Here is a 19,351-nt window from a genome sequence, read left to right as displayed (position 1 = left end):
CGGCCCGTCCGGCGATGCGGCCCCGATCTCCGATTGGGGCCGCATTCCCTATAGGGCACGTCGGAGGGCCCGTTCGTCAAGGCTCGTTGCGGCATCGTCAAGGCGCGTCGCGGCCCGTCCCGGCCGGAGGGACGGCGCGTGAGGATGCCTCAGGCCGTGCCCCACCGCGACCGCGGAGGCGAGGACGGCGCCCGCCGCGACGATCCAGAAACACAGCTCGTACGCGCCGAGGGTCGGCACGTCCCTCCCGGCGACGGCCCGCCCGGCGAGGATCGACGCGGTGACCGCGCCCGCGACGCTGCCGCCCGTCACGCGGACGAGCGAGTTGACCCCGGAGGCGATGCCGCTCTGGTCCATCGGGACGTGCTGGACGGCGAGCGTCCCGAGCGCCGCGTAGGCGATCCCGAACCCGACGCCCTGGATCGCGCTGAACGCCAGCATGTCGTAGCCGTGCGAGTTCGACACGGCGAGCCACCCGTAGCACAGCCCGGCGAACGCCGACCCGACCGCGAGGGTGAAGGCGGGGCCGACGCGGGCGGCGATCGGCCCGGCCAGCGTCGAGAACACCAGCATCGTGACGGTGCTCGGCAGCATGTAGAGGCCGACGTCGAGGACGGAGCCGCCCAGCCCGTAGCCGACGTCGTCCGGGCGCGCCTGCACGAACCCGGCGATCAGCGTGAACGCCGCGAACATCGAGAAGCCGAGCAGCGCGGACGCGACGTTCGCCGACAGCGACCGCGGCCCGACGAGCAGGCTCAGCCGCACGAGCGGCGCGCGGACCCGCCGCTGGACCGCGACCCAGACCGCGCACAGCGCCGCCGCCCCCGCGAAGAAGCCGAGCACGCCGCGCGACGTCCAGCCCCAGGCGTTGCCCTGGCTGATGCCGAGCAGCAGGCACAGCAGCCAGGCCGCGAGCAGCGCCGCGCCCGCGAGGTCGGGCCGCCCGCCCGGCCGGGCGCCGACGTCGCGCGCCGCCGTCCCGACGAGCACGAGCCCGGCGGCCGACAGCGCGGCGGCGATCCAGAACACCGGGTGGTGGCTGGAGGTGTGCGCGGCGATCAGCCCGGTCACGATCATCCCGGCGCTGCCGCCGACGCCCATGGTGGCGCTGACGATGCCGATCGCCGTGGTGATCCGCTCCCGCGGGAAGGTGTCCCTGATCATGCCGATGGCGAGCGGGATCATCGCGGACGAGACGCCCTGCATCGCGCGCCCGGCGATCAGCACGGCGAGCGACCCGGACACCGCGCACACCACCGACCCGGCGAGCAGCAGCACCAGCGCCAGCATGATCATCCGCTTCTTGCCGTACAGGTCGCCGAACCGCGACAGCAGCGGCGTGGCGACCGCCCCGGCCAGCAGCGACGCGGTGAACACCCAGGTCACGTCCGTGATCGGGGCGTCGAACGCGCGCATGAGCTGGGGCAGCAGCGGCAGCACGAGGGTCTGCTGCACGGACACGACCATCCCCGCCGCCGCGAGCGCCAGGAGCGTGCGGCCGGTGCGCGCGGGACCCGGCTCCGGACGCCCCGCGGTCGCGCGCGCCGTGGTCGGGGCGCCGGTCATCCGAACCTCCATAAATTTCGTTAGCTTAAGTAAATTGTACGGACACGGCGGAGGGCGCGGCGCGGGCCGGGCCCGGTTTTGCGCGGGGGGCGCGCCTCCCTAGGCTTGCCTTCCGTGGACGTCCGTCTGCGCCGCCCCCGTACCGACCTCCCTCGCGCGGCCCGTCGCGTCCAGCCCCGGAAAGGACGCTGATGCAGGTCGTCACCACCGCCGGCCACGGTGGGCACGGCAAGTCCGCGCTCGTGCGCGCGCTCACCGGCAGGGACACGAAGGAGCCCGAGGCGTGGACGGAGCTGCCGTCCGGGCGGCGCGTCGCGTTCGTGGACGTCCCCGGCGACGAGCGGTCCGTCCCGGCGATGCTCGCCGGGGCCGCGCCCGCGTCCGCCGTGCTGTTCGCCGTCGCCGCCGACGAGGGCTGGATGCCGCGCTCGCAGGAGCACCTGGACGCGCTCGCCGCGCTCGGCGCCCGGTTCGGCGTCCTCGCCGTCACCCGGTCCGACGCCGCCGACCCGAAGCTCGCGCTCCGGCAGGCCCGCGAGCGGCTCGCCGGGACGGCGCTGCGCGGCGTCGAGACCGTCGCCGTCAGCGCCGGGACCGGCGCCGGGATCAAGGAGCTGACCGCCGCGCTCGACCGGCTCGCCGGGCGGCTGCCCGTCCCGGACGCCGCCGCCCCGGTCCGGCTGTGGATCGACCGCGCGTTCACCGCCGGGCGGCAGAGCGTCGTCACCGGCACCCTCACCGCCGGGACGGTCGCCGTCGGCGACGAGCTGCTGCTCATGCCCGCCGGGGAGCGCGTCCGGGTCCGGACGATCGGCTGCGCGGGCGAGCCCCGCGACTCGGTCGGGGGCGTGTCGCGGGTCGTGCTGACCCTGCGCGAGGCCGGGCGCGTCGACCCCGGGATGGCCCTCGTCACCCCAGGCGCCTGGACCCACACCACCAGCGTCGACGTGCGCACCCGGCACGGCGAGGCGTCCGGGCGGCTGGCGCGGCGGATGACGCTGCACGTCGGGTCGGCGGCCGTCCCGGTCCGGCTGCTGCCGCTCGGCCCCGACACCGCCCGGCTGACGCTGAACACGCGGCTGGCGCTGCACCTCGGCGACGCGGGGGCGCTGCGCGACCCGGAGCGCCGCTCGATCGCCGGGGTGAGCGTGCTGGACGTCCGGCCGCCGACGCTCGTCCGGCGCGGCGCGGCCGCGGCCCGGGCGCGGGAGCTCGCGTCCTGGCCCGACCGCCCGGACGGCGCGCTCGTGCTGCGCAGGCACGGCGTGCTCCGCCGCTCCGAGCTGGCGCTGATGGGCTGCGCCCCGCCGCCGGACGCCGTCGCGCTGGACGGCGGGTGGCTCGCCGACCCCGCGCACTGGCGGTCGCTGTTCGAGCGGCTCGCCGAGGAGACGTCCCGGCACGCGGCCCGGAGCCCGCGCGCCCCCGGCGTCCCGCTGGAGGCCGCGCGGCTGCGGCTCGGGCTGCCGGCGCGGCGGCTCGTGGCGGCGCTCGTCCGGCCGCCGCTGCGCGTGGAGGCGGGACGCGTCCACGGCCCAGCCCCGGCGCCCGCGCCCGCTCCCGCGTGGGAGGCGGCCGTGCGGCGGCTGCGCGCCGACCTCGCGGACGCGCCGTTCGCCGCCCCGTCCGCCGAGCGGCTGGCCGAGCTCGGCCTCACCGGCGAGGCCCTCGACGACGCGGCGCGCGCGGGCGCCGTCCTGCGGCTCGCCTCCGACGATGACAACGACGGGGACGGCGGCGGTGAGATCGTCCTGCCGAAGGGAGCGGAGGAGGCGGCGCTGCGCGTCCTGTCCGCGCTGCCGCAGCCCTTCACCCCAGGTCAGGCGGCGGAGGCGCTGTCGACCAGCCGCCGCGTCGCCGCCGCGCTGCTGCGCCATCTCGGCGGGCTCGGCCTCACCGAGCGCCGCCGCTCCTGACCGCCGGCGGGGAATAAACCGGTTGAAGCGGGGCCGGACGCTCTGGCGTCATAGATCACGGTTCGGTTCCCGTCGATCAAGGAGAAGGCATGCCGTACCAGACTCTGAAGGGCGGCCGCGTTCCCATCCGGATGTGGACCGACCCCGCCACCGTCGAGGACCTCGCCCTCGACCAGCTCCGCAACGTCTCCGCCCTGCCGTGGGTGGAGGGCCTCGCGGTGATGCCCGACGTCCACTACGGCAAGGGCGCCACCGTCGGCTCGGTGATCGCGATGCGGGACGCGGTGTCCCCGGCGGCCGTCGGCGTCGACATCGGCTGCGGGATGACCGCCGCGAAGTCGACGCTCACCGTCGAGGACATGCCGGACGACCTGTCCGGCCTGCGCAGCCGGCTGGAGAAGGCGATCCCGGTCGGGCGCGGCTCGCACAAGAGCGCGGTCGACCCGTCCGCGCTGCCGAACCTGAAGGAGCGCGGCTGGTACGAGTTCTGGAAGGCGTTCGACGACCTGCACCCGGCGGTGCGGTCCCGCCTCGGCCGCGCCCGCCAGCAGATGGGCACGCTCGGCGGCGGCAACCACTTCCTGGAGCTGTGCGCGGACGACGACGGCGCGATCTGGCTCGTCCTGCACTCGGGGTCGCGCAACATCGGCAACGAGCTGGCCGAGCAGCACATCGAGGCCGCCCGCAGGCTCCCGCACAACCAGGACCTGCCGGACGCCGACCTCGCCGTGTTCGTCTCGGGCACCCCGAAGATGGACGCCTACCGGCACGACCTGTTCTGGGCGCAGGAGTACGCGCGCCGCAACCGCGCCGTCATGCTCGCGCTCGCGCAGAACGTCGTGACGAAGCGGTTCGGCGAGAAGCGCTGCCGCTGGGAGCAGGTCATCTCCTGCCACCACAACTACGTGGCGGAAGAGGAGTACGGCGGCGTGGAGCTGCTCGTCACCCGCAAGGGCGCGATCCGCGCGGGACGCGGCGACCTCGGCATCATCCCGGGGTCGATGGCGACCGGCACCTACATCGTCCGCGGCCTCGGCAACGAGACCGCCTACAACTCCGCGTCGCACGGCGCGGGCCGCAGGATGAGCCGCAACAAGGCCCGCAAGAGCTTCACCGTGGACGACCTGATCGAGCAGACGCGCGGCGTCGAGTGCCGCAAGGACACCGGCGTCATCGACGAGATCCCCGGCGCCTACAAGGACCTGGAGACGGTGATCGGGGAGCAGTCCGACCTGGTGGAGGTCGTCGCCCACCTGCGCCAGCTCGTCTGCGTGAAGGGGTGAGCGGGACGGTCAGCGGGGACGGGCCAGGACGCGGTCTATGAAGGCGGTGACGTCGCTCAGGACCGCGTCCCGGTTCGTCTCGTTGAAGACCTCGTGCCGGGCGCCCGGGTAGCGGCGCGCGGTCAGGCCGGGGCCGCGGACCGCCTCGATGCCGACGCGCGTGTCGTCCGGGCGCACGATCTCGTCCGCGTCGCCGTGGACGTGGAGCACCGGCAGGTCGCCGAGGGAGCCGTGCTCGTTGACGCGGCGCAGCGCGGTGTCGAGCGCCCGGACGGTCGTCTTCTTGAACGGGCCGTGCCAGACGAGCGGGTCGGCGGCGTACGCCTTCCCGACGGCCGGGTCCCGCGACAGCAGGGACGTGTCGATCGGCTCGTCGGGCATCTCGTCCAGGGGGAGCAGGGCGTCGACGACGTGCCAGCGGCCGAGCACCGGCCCGGACAGCACCAGCGCCGCGAGGACGCCGCCGTGCAGCTGGGCGTACCGGGCCCCGATGAGCCCGCCCATGGAGTGGGCCACCATCACGACGGGCAGGCCGGGATGGTCCTCGCGCGCCGCCTCGACGACGGTGTGCAGGTCGGCGGCGACGTCGTCGTAGTCCTCGACCAGCACGCGCTCGCCCGCCGAGCGGCCGTGCCCCATGTGGTCGGGGCCGCAGACGACCGCGCCGTGCCGGACGAGGGCGTCCGCGACGTGCCCGTACCGGCCGAGGTGCTCGCCGTAGCCGTGCACGAGGACGGCGGCGTACCGCGGTTCGGCGGCGTACTGGGGTTCGGCGCCGTCCGTCCAGACGCGGGCGGTGACCGCGCCCCGCGTCCCGGCGAACTCCCACTCGCGGACGGCCGCCACGGCGCCTCCTCCGATGATCGACGGACTGCCACGGTCTCCCGCGATGCGACCGATCGTCAACCGCGGCAATAGTCTGGAGGGACCGACCGCATTCCCCGGCGGCCCGCGGGACGGGCGCCGGTCAGCAGGAAGGGGCCCCCGTGCTGGTCGACACCTTCGGCCGTACCGCGACGGACCTGCGGGTCTCCCTCACGGACCGCTGCAACCTCCGCTGCTCGTACTGCATGCCTCCCGAGGGCCTCGACTGGCTGCCGAAGCCGGAGCTGCTGACCGACGACGAGGTGGTCAGGCTGGTGACGCTCGCCGTCCGCGACCTCGGGGTCACCGAGGTCCGCTACACCGGCGGGGAGCCGCTGCTGCGCCGCGGGCTGGCCGGCATCGTCGCGCGGACGGCGGAGCTCTCGCCGCGCCCGCAGATCTCGCTGACGACGAACGGCATCGGCCTCGACCGGCTGGCCGCGCCGCTGGCGGCGGCGGGGCTCGACCGCGTCAACGTCTCGCTCGACACGTTGGACCGTGCCACCTTCCAGCGGCTCGCGCACCGCGACCGGCTCGGCGACGTCCTGAAGGGCCTCGCGGCGGCGCGGGCGGCCGGGCTGGAGCCGGTCAAGGTCAACGCCGTGTTGATGCGCGGGGTGAACGACCACGAGGCCGTCCCGCTGCTGCGGTTCTGCCTCGACCACGGGTACCGGCTCCGGTTCATCGAGCAGATGCCGCTGGACGCCCAGCACGGCTGGACCCGCACCGGCATGGTCACCGCCGACGAGATCCTCGACCGGCTGTCCGCCGCGTTCGCGCTCGCGCCGGACGCCGCGCACGACCGGGGCAGCGCGCCCGCCGAGTCGTTCACGGTCGACGGCGGCCCGGCGACGGTCGGCGTCATCGGGTCGGTGACGCGGCCGTTCTGCGGCGCGTGCGACCGGGTCCGGCTCACCGCCGACGGGCAGGTCCGCAACTGCCTGTTCGCCACCGAGGAGTCCAACCTGCGGGACGCGCTGCGCGGCGGCGCGACCGACGCCGAACTGGCCGACCGGTGGCGGAAGGCCGTGCTGCGCAAGCGCGCCGGGCACGGCATCGACGACCCGTCGTTCCTGCAGCCCGCGCGGCCGATGTCGGCGATCGGCGGCTGACCCCGGTGGACTTCGACGCCGTGGTGCTGGCCGGGGGGCGGGCCCGGCGGTTCGGCGCCGACAAGCCCGCCGCCTCCGTCGGCGGCCGCACCCTGGTCGAGTGGGCGGCCGCCGCCGCGGCCGGGGCGTCCCGGCTCGTCGTCGTCGGGCCGCCGCGGGACGTCCTGCCGGGGGCGGTGCTCGTCCGCGAGGACCCGCCGGGCGCCGGTCCGGTGCCCGCGCTGCGCGCCGGGCTCGCCGAGGTCCGCGCGCCGAGCCTCGCCCTGCTGGCGGCCGACCTGCCGTTCCTGCGTCCCGGGCACGTCGCCCGGCTGCTCGGCGCGGCCGCCGGGCGCGCCGGGGCCGTGCTGGTCGACGGCGAGGGCCGCGAGCAGTGGCTCGCCGGCTGCTGGGACGCCGCCGCGCTGCGCGAGGCGCTCGGCGGGTACGGCGGCGCGTCCCTGCGCGGGCTGCTCGGACCGCTCGGTCCCGTCCGGGTCGCGCTGCCCGCCGGGCCGCGGCCCGCGTGGTACGACTGCGACACCCCGGACGACCTCGCCGCCGCCCGCCGCCTGCTTTGATCGCACGAGAACGGGCAGATTCGCCCGGACGACTCCACAGGGAGGACCCATGTCGATGCTGGAGGACTGGATCAACGCGGCCTGCCTCGAACTGGGCCTCGAACGCGGCGACGTCGACCGCGACCTCGTCCTGGACCTGGCCCGTGACGTCGCGCACGGCGTCGCGCGTCCGGGCGCGCCGCTGACCGCCTACCTGCTCGGCCTCGCGGTCGGGCGCGGCGCGCCCGCGCGGGACGCCGCCGCCCGCCTCACCGAGATGGCCGAGGGCTGGCCGGACGGCGCGCCCTCGGGGACAAGCGACGTCCCAGGGCCCGCGTCGGAGCCGGTGCTGGACGCCTAGCGGCCGTCGGCGGGCGCGTCGAGGTCGCCGACCGGGACGACGTCCTTCAGGAAGTCGCGGCGGCCGAGGAATGCCGACAGGCTCTCGCGGTGCTCGTCGCAGGCGAGCCAGACCTTCCGCCGCTCCGGCGTGTGGATCTTCGGGTTGTTCCAGCGCAGCGCCCACACGGCGTCCGCGCGGCAGCCCTTGGCCGAGCACTGCATCTCGTCGCGCTGCGTCTCGTCGGGGACGGCCCCCTGGCCGGAGTCGGGCATGGCGCAACTCTGGCACACCGCGTCCGGACCCGGCCGCGCGCCCCGGCGTTTCGTCCCGTGATCGCCGGAAAGGAGCCTGCCGTGCCGACCGAGCCGACCGAGCCGACCGACTCCGACGAGCGCGAGACGCGGCGGCGGCGCTGGCAGGCGCTGTCGGTCTGCCTGGTGGCCGCGTTCATGACGCTGCTGGACGTCAGCATCGTCAACGTCGCGCTGCCGTCGATCCGCGACGGCCTGGACGCCTCCGACGCGCAACTCCAGTGGATCCTGTCCGGCTACGCGCTGACGTTCGGCCTCGTGCTCGTGCCGTCCGGGCGGCTCGGCGACGCGCGCAGCCGCCGCGCCGTGTTCATGTCCGGGCTCGCGCTGTTCACGCTGGCGAGCGCGGCGGCCGGGATCGCGCCGACGATCCTGTTCCTGGTGCTCGCGCGGCTCGTCCAGGGCGTCGCGGGCGGCATCCTGAACCCGCAGGTCGCGGGGCTGATCCAGCAGTTGTTCCGGGGCGCGGAGCGGGGCCGGGCGTTCGGCGCGCTCGGCACCGTGATCGGCGTCGCGACCGCCGTCGGGCCGCTGCTCGGCGGCGGGCTGATCGCCGTCGCGGGCTCCCACGAGGGCTGGCGCTGGGTGTTCTACGTCAACGTCCCGGTCGGCGTGGTCGCGCTGGTGCTGGCGTGGCGGCTGCTGCCCGCGCCGGTCTACGGGGAGCGGCAGGGCCTCGACCCGCTCGGCGTGCTGCTGCTCGGCGCGGGCGTGGTGTGCGTGCTGCTGCCGCTCGTCCAGGAGCAGAGCTGGCACGGCGGCCTGAAGTGGCTGCTGCTCCTCGCGGGCGCTGCGCTGATCGCCCTGTTCACCGCGTGGGAGCGGCGCGCGGCGACGCCCATGGTCGACCTCGCGCTGTTCCGGCTCCGCTCCTACGCGCTCGGCACGGCGATCGCGCTGCTGTACTTCGCCGGGTTCACCGCGATCTTCTTCATCTTCACCCTCTACCTGCAGAACGGCCTGCGCTACAGCGCGCTGGAGGCGGGCCTCGCGATCACGCCGTTCGCGGTCGGGTCGGGCGTCGCGTCCGCCGCCGGGGGACGGGTCGTCGCCCGGTTCGGCCGCCCGCTCGTCGCCGCCGGGCTCGTCCTCGTCATGGTCGGGCTCGCCTCCGCGTGGGTGGCGGTCGAACTGGTGCCCGGACGGGGCGTGGCGTGGGCGACGGCGGGGCCGCTGCTGCTCGCGGGGCTCGGCAGCGGCCTCGTCATCGCGCCCAACCAGACGATCACGCTGTCGGAGGTCCACTACACCGAGGGCGGCAGCGCGGCGGGCGTCCTGCAGACCGGGCAGCGGGTCGGGACCGCGACGGGCATCGCCGCGGTCGGGTCGGTGTTCTTCGCCGCCCTCGCCGGGACGCGCGGCGACTGGGCCGCCTCGTTCCGGCACGGCCTGATCGTGATCCTCGGGTTCGTGCTGGCGGCGCTGGCGGCGGCCGTCGCCGACCTGCTCGCGACCCGCCGCGCCGCCCGCTAGCCCCTTCTCGGGGTCCGGCGGCGGCGCAGGACGCCCGCCAGCCCGAGCGCGCCCGCCGCGCCCGCGACGGCCAGGCCCAGGACGCGGTTCTGCCGCCGGATCCGCGCCGGGATCTCCGCGTACGGGACCGTCGAGAACGACACCAGCTCGTACCGGGACACGTACCGGCCCGCGAGCCGCCGCTCCAGCGCGTGCGTCGCCGCCTGCTTCGCCCGGTACACCCGGGACGACACGCGGTCGCGCATCTCCACGAAGTTGTCCAGCGCCATCTCGGCGATCGCGTCGGTGTTGGCCTTGCGCCGCTCCTGGTAGAGCGACAGGGCGCGGGCCCAGTCGCCGCCGGTCTCGGTGAGGCACCGGTCGATCTCGATGCAGTCCTCGAACGCGCAGTTGGCGCCCTGCCCGAAGAACGGGACGATCGCGTGCGCCGCGTCCCCGAGCAGCGCCACGACCGCGCCGTCGCCGTACCGCGTCCACGGCCAGCACCGGACGGTCACGAGCGACCCGACCGGGTTGTGCGCGAAGTCGTCGACGAGGTCCGGTATCAGGCCCGCGACGTCGGGGTACTCGGCCTCGAAGCGGGCCGTGACCTTCTCCGGGGTGTCGAGCGCGGCGAAGTCGTCCTTGTCCCAGAACAGGGTGCAGGTGAACGACCGGTCGAGGTTCGGCAGCGCGATCATCATGGACGTGCCGCGCGGCCAGATGTGCAGCGCGTCCGGGTCGAGCGCGAACCCGCCGTCGCGCGGCGGGATCGTCAGCTCCTTGTACCCGTGCGCCAGGAAGTCGGCGTCCTCGTCCAGCTTGAGCGAGCGGCGGACGGCGCTGTACGCCCCGTCCCCGGCGAGGACCACGTCCGCGGGCTCGGGGTCGGCGCCCTCCAGCAGGACCGTCCCGGCGTCGACGTCGACGCCGGTCACGCGCTCGGAGAACCGCAGCGTCACGCCGGGCGTGCCGTCCGCGGTCTCCAGCAGGGCCCGGTTCAGCTCGGCGCGGCTGATGGAGTTGATGGCTCGCTCGCCGTCCGCGCTGTAGGGCTGGAAGTTCTGCGCGCCGTGCGCCGGGTGCACCATCCGGCCGTGCATGGGAAGCGCCTGCTTGAGCGCGTGGTCGCGCAGCCCGACCTGCTCCAGCGCGGCGAGGCCGCGCGCGGAGATCGCGAGGTTGATCGAGCGGCCGCGCTCGGCGCCCGCGATCCGCGGGTCGGGGCGCCGCTCGTACACCGTCACCGGGACGCCCCGGCGGCCGAGCAGCACCGCGAGCAGGCAGCCCGCGAGGCCCGCGCCGACGATCGCGACCCGCTCGCCGCCGGCGGCGGCCGCGGAGCCGTCACGCGCCATGGACGGGAGCCTCCTCGGTCCGGGAGCGGACCTCCCACAGGTCCGGGAACGCGGGCGCGAACAGGGTGCGGCGCAGGTAGTCCGCGCCCGCCGAGCCGCCGGTGCCGATCTTCGCGCCGATCGTCCGCTCCACCATCTTCAGGTGCCGGTACCGCCACTCCTGGACGCCCTCGTCGACGTCGACGAGCGCCTCGCAGACCTCGGCGGCGGGGCCGGACTCGTCCGCGTAGACGGCGAGCAGCGCCTTCTGCACCGCCTCGTCCGGCTCCCACGGCTCGGACGTGTCGCGCCCGAGGGCCTCGGCCGGCACCGGGAACCCCTGCCCGGCGAGGTAGCGCAGCAGCGAGTCGAACATCGACGGGCGGGCCACCGCCGCCTGGAGCCGCTCGTCGCCGCGCAGGTCGGAGGCGGGGAAGGAGCGCCGCCCGAGGACGGCCTCGATCTCCCGGAACTGCTCGCTCTGGAACCCGCTGGAGCTGCCGAGGACGTCCCGGAACGCGGCGAACTGGCGGGGCGTCATCGTCTCCAGGACGTCGAGCTGCCCGACCACCGTCTTGAGGATCTTGGCGACGCGGCGCGCGGTGTGCAGCGCCCCGGCGCTGTTGCCGTCCTCGAGGCGCCGCTGCAGCAGCGCCGCCTCGTGCAGGATCTGCTTGAACCACAGCTCGTAGACCTGATGGATGATCACGAACAGCATCTCGTCATGGGCCGCGGTCTTCGGCTCCTGGCAGGACAGGAGGTCGTCGAGCCGCAGGTAGCCGCCGTACGTCATCGCCCGCGATTCCGTCATCGGGTCTCCTCGCGCCACGTCGTCGTGTGATCCGCAGGATATGGGATCGCTTTCCGGGCAACGGGGCAGGGGGAGCCCAGGGACGGCCAAAGCTCGCGGGGCGGGACGTCAGTCCAGGTCGCCCGCCGAGACGCGGACGGCGCGCAGCGCGGTGGTGATGTCGGCGGCCCGCTCGGCGGGCAGGTCGGAGATCCCGAACCCGGACTCGTTGAGCGCGAGCGTCGCCTCCTCGGCCAGCTCGCGCCCGGCCGGGGTGATGCTCGCGAGGACGACCCGCCGGTCGTCCGGCCAGGACCGCCGGGCGACGAGTCCGCGCTGCTCCAGGCGTCCGATCACGTTGGTGACGGACGCGGGGTGCACCATGAGGCGGGTGCCCATCTTGCCCATCGGGAGCGTTCCCGTCCGGGCGAAGGCGAGCAGGCGCAGCGCCTCGTAGGCGGCGAACGTCAGCCCGTACGGCTTCAGGACGGCCTCGATCCGGCTCAGCAGGAGCTGCTGCGCCCGCATCACCGAGGTGACGGCGGCCATGTGGTCGGCGTGCTCGGGCCAGCGGGCGCTCCACTGGCGGTGGGCTTCGGCGATCGGGTCGGGGGTGTCGGGCACCGCCCCACCGTATGCGGTCTTGACCTGGTGGCGCACGCAAACTATTTTAACTTCCAAATATTGGATGTCCAAGGGTCGAGGTGGAGACGGTGACGGGGGAGCTGCACGCGCCGGAGCACCCGGTGCGCTTCGTGACGGCGGCCGCGCTGTTCGACGGCCATGACGCGGCGATCAACATCATGCGGCGCATCCTGCAGTCGCAGGGCGCCGAGGTCGTGCACCTCGGGCACGACCGCGCGGTCCGCGAGGTCGTCGACGCCGTCCTGGAAGAGGACGCGCAGGGCGTCGCGATCAGCTCCTACCAGGGCGGGCACGTCGAGTACTTCGAGTACCTGTCGCGCAGCCTGAAGGAGGCGGGCGCCGAGCACGTGAAGGTGTTCGGCGGCGGCGGCGGGGTGATCGTCCACGAGGAGATCGCGCGGCTGTCCGGCGCCGGGGTGCGGATCTTCTCGCCCGAGGACGGCCAGCGGCTCGGCCTGCCCGGCATGATCAACGAGCTGGTGCGGGAGTGCGACGTCGACCTCGCCGCCGAGCCCGTCCCGGCGGACGCGGTCGTCGCGGGGGAGCGGCGCGCGCTCGCCCGCGCGATCACCTGCCTCCAGGCCGGGAAGCTCCCGGACGCCGACCGCGCGGTGCTCGCCGAGGCGGCCGGGCGGCGGAGCGTCCCCGTGCTCGGCATCACCGGGACGGGCGGCTCCGGGAAGTCGTCCCTCACCGACGAGCTCGTGCGGCGGCTGCGCGTCGACCAGCGGGACGGGCTGCGCGTCGCGGTCATCGCCGTCGACCCGACGCGGCGGCGCGGCGGCGGCGCGCTGCTCGGCGACCGGATCCGGATGAACTCCCTGGACGGCGACCGCGTCTTCTTCCGCTCCCTCGCCACCCGCGGCGCCCGCGAGCTGCCCGAGAACATCGAGGACATCGTCAACGCCTGCAAGGCCGCCGGGTACGACCTCGTCATCCTGGAGACGCCCGGCATCGGGCAGGGGGACGCGGCGATCGTCCCGCTGGTGGACGTGTCGCTGTATGTGATGACGCCCGAGTTCGGCGCCGCGTCCCAGCTGGAGAAGATCGACATGCTCGACTTCGCCGACGTGGTCGCGATCAACAAGTTCGAGCGGCGCGGCGCGGCCGACGCGCTGCGCGACGTCGGGCGGCAGCTCGTCCGCAACCGGGAGGCGTTCGGGAAGAGGCCCGACGACATGCCCGTGTTCGGGACCAGCGCCGCCACGTTCAACGACGACGGCGTGACCGCGCTCTACCAGCACCTCGGCGGGCTCCTGAGCGAGCACGGCCTCCGCCTGGCGGACGGCGCCCTGCCCCGGGTCGACACGAAGGTGTCGACCAGCGCGGCGACCGTCATCCCGCCGGGCCGGGTGCGGTACCTGTCCGAGATCGCCGAGACCGTCCGCGGCTACCACGCCGAGACCGAGGCGCAGATGGCGGCGGTGCGGCGCGTCCAGCGGCTGGACGAGGTGCGCGCCGAGTTGGCCGACGCCGCCGAGGTCGAGGCGCTGCTGGAGAAGGCCCGCCGGGACGTCGCCCCCGCGAACGCCGACCTGCTCGACGAGTGGCCCGCCGTCGTCGAGGCCTACTCGGGGGACGAGCAGGTCGTGCGCATCCGCGACAAGGAGCTGCACACCAGGCTGACCCGCGAGTCGCTGTCGGGCAGCCGGATCCCGCGCGTCGCCCTGCCGCGCTTCACCGACCACGGCGAGCTGCTGCGGTTCCTCCGCAACGAGAACCTGCCCGGGCGGTTCCCCTTCACCGCCGGGGTGTTCCCCTTCAAGCGCGACAACGAGGACCCGGCGCGCATGTTCGCGGGCGAGGGCGACCCGTTCCGCACCAACCGCCGCTTCAAGCTGCTGTCGGAGGGGCAGCCCGCGACCCGGCTGTCCACCGCGTTCGACTCGGTGACGCTGTACGGGCGCGACCCGGACGAGCGTCCCGACGTGTACGGCAAGGTCGGCACGTCCGGCGTGTCGATCGCCACGCTGGACGACATGAAGGCCCTCTACGACGGGTTCGACCTCTCCTCGCCGACGACGTCGGTGTCGATGACGATCAACGGCCCCGCGCCGACGATCCTGGCGTTCTTCCTCAACACCGCCATCGACCAGGGGCTGGACGCCTTCTACGAGGAGCACGGGCGGGAGCCGTCCGAGGAGGAGGCCGCCGCCGTCCGGGCGCGGGTGCTGTCGACCGTGCGCGGGACCGTCCAGGCCGACATCCTCAAGGAGGACCAGGGCCAGAACACCTGCATCTTCTCCACCGAGTTCTCGCTGCGGATGATGGGCGACATCCAGGAATGGTTCATCGCCAACAAGGTCCGCAACTTCTACTCGGTGTCGATCTCCGGGTACCACATCGCCGAGGCCGGGGCGAACCCCATCAGCCAGCTCGCGTTCACCCTCGCGAACGGGTTCACCTACGTCGAGTCGTACCTGGCGCGCGGAATGGACGTCGACGACTTCGCGCCCAACCTGTCGTTCTTCTTCTCCAACGGGATGGATCCGGAGTACAGCGTCCTCGGACGCGTCGCCCGCCGCATCTGGGCCGTGGCCATGCGCGACCGGTACGGCGCCAACGAGCGCAGCCAGAAGCTCAAGTACCACGTGCAGACGTCCGGCCGCTCCCTGCACGCGCAGGAGATGGACTTCAACGACATCCGCACGACGCTCCAGGCCCTCATCGCCATCTACGACAACTGCAACAGCCTGCACACCAACGCCTACGACGAGGCCGTCACGACCCCGACGGCGGAGTCGGTGCGGCGGGCCCTCGCCATCCAGCTCATCATCAACCGCGAGTGGGGCCTCGCGATGAACGAGAACCCGCTGCAGGGGTCGTTCATCATCGACGACTTGACCGACCTGGTCGAGGAGGCCGTCCTCGCCGAGTTCGACCGCATCAGCGAGCGCGGCGGCGTGCTCGGCGCGATGGAGACCGGCTACCAGCGCGGCCGCATCCAGGACGAGTCGATGCTGTACGAGCAGCGCAAGCACGACGGCTCCCTGCCGATCGTCGGCGTCAACACCTTCCGCGCCCCCGGCGCCGGGGACGGGACGCCCGACACGATCGAGCTGGCCCGCGCCACCGAGGACGAGAAGCGCTCCCAGCTCGACCGCGTGCGCGCCTACCAGCGGACGCACGCCGGGGCGTCCGAGGACGCGCTCGCCCGGCTGAAGGACGCGGCCCGCTCGGGCGAGAACGTGTTCGGCGTCCTGATGGACGCGGCCCGCGTGTGCAGCCTCCAGCAGATCACCGACGCGTTCTTCGAGGTGGGCGGCCAGTACCGCCGCAACGTATGAGCGGAGCGAACCGGGGGTGTGCCGACGACACGGGCGTCCCGGTCCCCGTTCCGGAGCGGGTGCGGCGGGTCGTGTCGATCGTGCCGTCGCTGACCGAGACCGTCGCGGTCACCGCGCCCGGCCTCCTGGCGGGCGCGACCGACTGGTGCACCCACACGGCCGGGCTGGACGTCCCGAGGGTCAGGGGCACGAAGAACCCCGACGTGGCGCGCATCGTGGAGCTGCGCCCGGACGTCGTGCTCGGCAACACCGAGGAGAACCGCCCGGCGGACGTGGCGGCGCTGCGCGCGGCGGGCGTCCCGGTCTGGATGACCGAGATCCGCACCGTGGACGAGGCCCTCGCGTCGCTGCGCCGCGTGCTCGAAGAGGCGTGCCGGGTGCCGGTCCCCGGCTGGCTGGACGAGGCGTCCCGGGCCTGGTCGGACGTGGCGCCGGGCGGGCGGCGCGCGGCGGTCGTCCCGGTGTGGCGGCGGCCGTGGATGGTGGTCGGGCGCGACACGTTCACCGGCGACGTGCTGTCCCGGCTCGGGGTGTCCAACGTGTACGCCGGGCACGCCGAGCGCTACCCGAAGATCCCGCTGGACGAGCTGAACGCGGCGGGCGCGGACCTCGTCGTCCTGCCGGACGAGCCCTACCGCTTCACCGCGGACGACGGGCCCGAGTCGTTCCCCGGGATCGACGTCGCGCTGGTCAACGGCCGGTATCTCACCTGGTACGGCCCGTCCCTGGTGGAGGCGCCGGGCGTCCTGTCCCGGCAGCTCGCCGCCGCCCGCCGCTACTGACCCGTCGGCCGGGGGCGGTCAGACCTGGAGGTCCTTGGCGATGATGGTCTTGAGCACCTCGCTGGTCCCGCCGTAGATGCGGGTGACGCGGGCGTCGGCGTACAGGCGCGCGATCGGGTACTCCAGCATGTAGCCGTAGCCGCCGTGCAGCTGGAGGCACTTGTCGACGACCCGCCCCTGCACCTCCGTGCAGAACAGCTTGCAGACGGCGGCGTCGGCGGGGGTGAGCTCACCGGCGTCCAGGGCCTCGATGCAGCGGTCCACCAGCGAGCGGGCCGCCTCCACCTCCGTCGCGCATTCGGCGAGGACGAACTTGGTGTTCTGGAACGACGACACGGTCTTGCCGAAGACCGTCCGCTCCTGGACGTACCGGCGGGCGAACTCCACGGCCGCCGCCGCGGACGCGTACGAGCTCGTCGCGATGCCGAGCCGCTCCTCGGCCAGGTTGTGGGTGAGGTACTCGAAGCCGCGCCCCTCCTCGCCGAGGAGGTCCTCGACGGGGACGCGGACGTCGGTGAACGACAGCTCGGCGGTGTCGGAGCTGCGGAGCCCGATCTTCTCCAGCTTGCGTCCGACGGCGTAGCCCTCGCTCTTGGTGTCGACCGCGAGGATCGACAGCCCGGCCCGGCGGTTCTCCGGCCCGGCGGGCGAGGTGCGCGCGACGACGAGCACCCGGTCGGCGAGGACGCCCCCGGTGATGAACGTCTTCGCCCCGTTCAGGACGTAGTGGTCGCCGTCGCGCCGCGCGGTCGTCTTCATCCCGGCGAGGTCGGACCCGGTGCCGGGCTCGGTCATCGCGATCGCCGTCATCATGTCGCCGGAGGCGAACGGCGGCAGCCACCGCTTCTTCTGCTCCTCCGAGCCGTACTTGAGCAGGTACGGCAGGACGAGGTTGACGTGCACCCCGTAGCCGCCGAAGCTCACCCCGGCGCGGGCGCACTCCTCGGACACGACCGCCTGGTACTTGAAGCTGGTCTCGCCCCCGCCGCCGTACTCCTCGGGCACCTGGACGCCGAGGACGCCGAGCTCCCCGAGCTTGCGGTAGAAGTCGCGGGGCGGATGCCCGGCGTCCTCCCACTCGCCGTACACGGGCACGACCTCGGCCTCGACGAACGACCTGATCATCGCCCGGAACGCCTCGTGGTCCTCGTTGAACAGGGTGCGGCGCACGCGGTGCCCCTTTCAGTGCCTGACCGACAGGACGCCAACCTAGCCCGAACAGAATTCTAGAATCAAATACGAGCCGGGTGGGCGCGGCGCTCAGGGGCCCGCGGGGACCTCGGCGAGCAGCCGGGTGAGGCGCGCGGCGCGGTCCGGCGCCACGTCGCCGGGGGCGCGTCCGGCGAGGGCCGCGCGCAGCCGCGCGACGCGGCGGCCGAGGTCCACCGGCTCGCCGCCGTCCACCTCGTTCAGCAGCGTCGTGACCAGGGTGGCGAACTCCCCGCCGAACCGCGCGCCGACCTCGCCCGCGGCGATGCCCACGTCGATCGCGCGCCGCAGCCGGGCGAGCGCGTCCACCGCCGCCGCCCGCGTCCCCGCCGGGACGGCCATCGGCGACGGCGGCGCGGGCGGCGCCGGGGACCGGGTCGCGGTCTCGGACGGCGCGGCGGACGGCGACCCGTCCGGCGATCCGGAGGGCGGGACCGACGAGGGGACGGCGGCGGTGCCGCTCGGCGGCGTCAGCGACACCCCGCGCGGCGCGTCGGGCAGCGACGGGAGGATCACCGCGAGCGGCGCGAGGACCAGCGCCAGCGCCGCCGCCGCGCCGCCGCCGAGGAGCAGCGCGCGGCGCGTCCGGCCGAGCCCGCGCCACCGGGACCCGCGCGCGGCGGGGGAGTGAGCCGCGACCTGCGTCGGGGGCGCCAGGCGGGCGGCGGCCAGGGCGAGGACGCGGGCCGCCTCGGCGGCCGGCGGACGCTCGTCCGCCTCGGCGGCGCGGCAGCGCTCGGCCAGTTCGACCAGCTCCACCAGGTCGGCGGGGGCCCCGGCCGCCGCGGCCGGGCCGGGCGCGGCCTCCGGGTCGCCGGTCAGGCACTCGGCGAGCAGCAGGCCGAGCGCGCGGACGTCCGCCGCCTGGCCGGGCGCGATCGGCTCCGTCGGCGGCCCGTCGGCGTCGATCTCCGGCTCGGGCTCGGGCTCGGCCTCGTCGGCGTCGTCGGCGCCCGCGACGGCGCCGGAGAGGCCGAGCCCGAGGAGCTTCACCCCGTCCGCGGTGAGGAACACCTGCGCGGCCCTCAGATCGCCGTGCGCGATCCCGCAGGCGTGGACGGCGGTCAGTGCGCCCGCGACCTGTGCGCAGACGCTCACGGCCTCCCAGGCGGGCGGACGGCCCCGTGCGAGGCGCGCGGCGAGGGACTCGCCGCCCAGGTGCTCGGTCACCGTGTAGACGAGCGCGTCGCGGTCGTCGCCCTCCGCCTCGCCGTAGTCGTAGGTGGTGGCGATGCCCGGGTGCTCGACGGACGCGGCGGCGCGGGCGGCGTCGCGCAGCCTCCGCCGCAGGTCGCGCCGCGACCGCCGGACGGAGACGAGGGTGACTGCGACGCCGCGGGCGAGCAGCTCGTCGCGCGCGGCCCACACCTGCGCCGGGCCGCGCCGCCCGAGGCGGCGCTCCATGCGGTAGCGGTCTTCCAGGCGGAATCCTGGCTTCACGGGGACCTCCCCCGGCGTGGGGACGGTGGGGTGTGTCGCGTCCAGCAGTACGCACCGGGGCCCGGGTTCGGATCGGCGGCCGGCCTTCCCGGCCTCCCGGACGGCACCGGGACGGGCGGGCGGCGAGCGCCGCACGAGTGCGGGGGGCGAAAAGTTCGCTCGGGCGGGGTTTCGGCCTCTGGCCGGACCAGGCCACCGCCGGGGGTTGCCTTCCCGCCCGGATGTGCCTACCGGGGCGGGGCGCCGGTGCGGGACGTCGCGGACGAGCCGGTCGGGACCGGGTGCGGCGGGCGGCGGGTCACGCGGAGGTCATCGGCGTCTCGCGAAAGACCCAGGAGAAGGCCCCGGACATGAAAAGCGGCGCCGGGTGGATACGGGGGCAATCCACCCGGCGCCGCATCATCGGTGTTCCGACGGGGGCCCGGAACACCGGCACGGGCGCTCCGACGGGGGACCAGAGCGCCGGTACAAATCG

At 74.7% G+C, this 19,351-nt stretch carries 16 protein-coding genes; 8 read left to right on the top strand and 8 right to left on the bottom strand.

Annotation, left to right across the window (positions count from 1 at the left end; all coding sequences use genetic code 11):
• Positions 1-48: 48 nt before the first annotated feature.
• The gene (locus tag ACH01S_RS07515; protein ID WP_083980428.1) at positions 49-1,566 is read right to left on the bottom strand and encodes an MFS transporter; all 1,518 of its coding nucleotides are present in this window, start codon (positions 1,564-1,566) and stop codon (positions 49-51) included.
• A 191-nt stretch (positions 1,567-1,757) separates the two neighbouring features.
• Here ACH01S_RS07515 and ACH01S_RS07510 point away from each other — a divergent pair, with 191 nt between their 5' ends.
• The gene (locus ACH01S_RS07510; protein WP_067886894.1) at positions 1,758-3,482 is read left to right on the top strand and encodes a GTP-binding protein; all 1,725 of its coding nucleotides are present in this window, start codon (positions 1,758-1,760) and stop codon (positions 3,480-3,482) included.
• An 89-nt stretch (positions 3,483-3,571) separates the two neighbouring features.
• Positions 3,572-4,765, top strand: a complete 1,194-nt coding sequence (locus ACH01S_RS07505) for an RtcB family protein (protein ID WP_067886891.1) — start codon at positions 3,572-3,574, stop codon at positions 4,763-4,765.
• Between the two features lie 9 nt (positions 4,766-4,774).
• Here ACH01S_RS07505 and ACH01S_RS07500 read toward each other — a convergent pair whose 3' ends face one another.
• Complete coding sequence (locus ACH01S_RS07500; RefSeq protein ID WP_067886889.1) at positions 4,775-5,611, bottom strand: alpha/beta hydrolase; 837 nt, start codon at positions 5,609-5,611, stop codon at positions 4,775-4,777.
• A gap of 140 nt (positions 5,612-5,751) precedes the next feature.
• Here ACH01S_RS07500 and moaA point away from each other — a divergent pair, with 140 nt between their 5' ends.
• From moaA to ACH01S_RS07485, 3 genes are read left to right on the top strand one after another with little or no spacing between them, the layout of a single operon-like run.
• Positions 5,752-6,741: a GTP 3',8-cyclase MoaA gene (moaA, locus tag ACH01S_RS07495; protein ID WP_067886886.1), complete on the top strand. Its 990-nt coding sequence runs from the start codon at positions 5,752-5,754 to the stop codon at positions 6,739-6,741.
• Positions 6,742-6,746: 5 nt separating this feature from the next.
• The gene (gene mobA / locus ACH01S_RS07490) at positions 6,747-7,301 is read left to right on the top strand and encodes a molybdenum cofactor guanylyltransferase (protein ID WP_067886883.1); all 555 of its coding nucleotides are present in this window, start codon (positions 6,747-6,749) and stop codon (positions 7,299-7,301) included.
• A gap of 49 nt (positions 7,302-7,350) precedes the next feature.
• Positions 7,351-7,641, top strand: a complete 291-nt coding sequence (locus ACH01S_RS07485; RefSeq protein ID WP_222869222.1) for a DUF6457 domain-containing protein — start codon at positions 7,351-7,353, stop codon at positions 7,639-7,641.
• On the opposite strand, the gene ACH01S_RS07480 is transcribed toward ACH01S_RS07485, so the two are convergent.
• Complete coding sequence (locus tag ACH01S_RS07480; protein WP_067886880.1) at positions 7,638-7,895, bottom strand: hypothetical protein; 258 nt, start codon at positions 7,893-7,895, stop codon at positions 7,638-7,640. The two genes, ACH01S_RS07485 and ACH01S_RS07480, sit on opposite strands and share 4 nt — an antisense overlap.
• A gap of 81 nt (positions 7,896-7,976) precedes the next feature.
• Between ACH01S_RS07480 and ACH01S_RS07475 the strand changes: the two genes are divergently transcribed.
• On the top strand, positions 7,977-9,407 hold the full coding sequence (locus ACH01S_RS07475) for an MFS transporter (protein WP_067886877.1): 1,431 nt from the start codon (positions 7,977-7,979) through the stop codon (positions 9,405-9,407).
• Here ACH01S_RS07475 and ACH01S_RS07470 read toward each other — a convergent pair.
• From ACH01S_RS07470 to ACH01S_RS07460, 3 genes are all read right to left on the bottom strand, one after another.
• A complete protein-coding gene (locus ACH01S_RS07470) occupies positions 9,404-10,744 on the bottom strand; it encodes an FAD-dependent oxidoreductase (protein ID WP_067886874.1) in 1,341 nt (446 codons plus the stop codon). The two genes, ACH01S_RS07475 and ACH01S_RS07470, sit on opposite strands and share 4 nt — an antisense overlap.
• Positions 10,734-11,534: a tryptophan 2,3-dioxygenase gene (locus ACH01S_RS07465; RefSeq protein ID WP_067886871.1), complete on the bottom strand. Its 801-nt coding sequence runs from the start codon at positions 11,532-11,534 to the stop codon at positions 10,734-10,736. The genes ACH01S_RS07470 and ACH01S_RS07465 overlap by 11 nt, the downstream gene beginning before the upstream one ends.
• A 108-nt stretch (positions 11,535-11,642) precedes the next feature.
• A complete protein-coding gene (locus tag ACH01S_RS07460; RefSeq protein ID WP_246237155.1) occupies positions 11,643-12,173 on the bottom strand; it encodes a MarR family transcriptional regulator in 531 nt (176 codons plus the stop codon).
• A gap of 53 nt (positions 12,174-12,226) precedes the next feature.
• On the opposite strand from ACH01S_RS07460, the gene icmF reads away from it, so the two are divergent.
• Positions 12,227-15,445, top strand: a complete 3,219-nt coding sequence (gene icmF, locus ACH01S_RS07455) for a fused isobutyryl-CoA mutase/GTPase IcmF (RefSeq protein ID WP_067887193.1) — start codon at positions 12,227-12,229, stop codon at positions 15,443-15,445.
• Positions 15,442-16,227, top strand: a complete 786-nt coding sequence (locus ACH01S_RS07450) for a helical backbone metal receptor (protein WP_218010176.1) — start codon at positions 15,442-15,444, stop codon at positions 16,225-16,227. Before icmF ends, ACH01S_RS07450 begins: the two co-directional genes overlap by 4 nt.
• 18 nt (positions 16,228-16,245) lie before the next feature.
• On the opposite strand, the gene ACH01S_RS07445 is transcribed toward ACH01S_RS07450, so the two are convergent.
• Together ACH01S_RS07445 and ACH01S_RS07440 are read right to left on the bottom strand one after the other, a co-directional pair.
• Positions 16,246-17,397, bottom strand: coding sequence for an acyl-CoA dehydrogenase family protein (locus ACH01S_RS07445; RefSeq protein WP_067886863.1), 1,152 nt, complete (start codon positions 17,395-17,397; stop codon positions 16,246-16,248).
• A 90-nt stretch (positions 17,398-17,487) separates the two neighbouring features.
• Complete coding sequence (locus ACH01S_RS07440) at positions 17,488-18,876, bottom strand: protein kinase domain-containing protein (protein WP_067886860.1); 1,389 nt, start codon at positions 18,874-18,876, stop codon at positions 17,488-17,490.
• Positions 18,877-19,351: the final 475 nt, after the last annotated feature.

Source organism: Actinomadura chibensis NBRC 106107, from assembly GCF_001552135.1.
Lineage (GTDB): Bacteria > Actinomycetota > Actinomycetes > Streptosporangiales > Streptosporangiaceae > Spirillospora > Spirillospora chibensis.
This window is presented reverse-complemented; position numbering and strand designations above follow the sequence as displayed.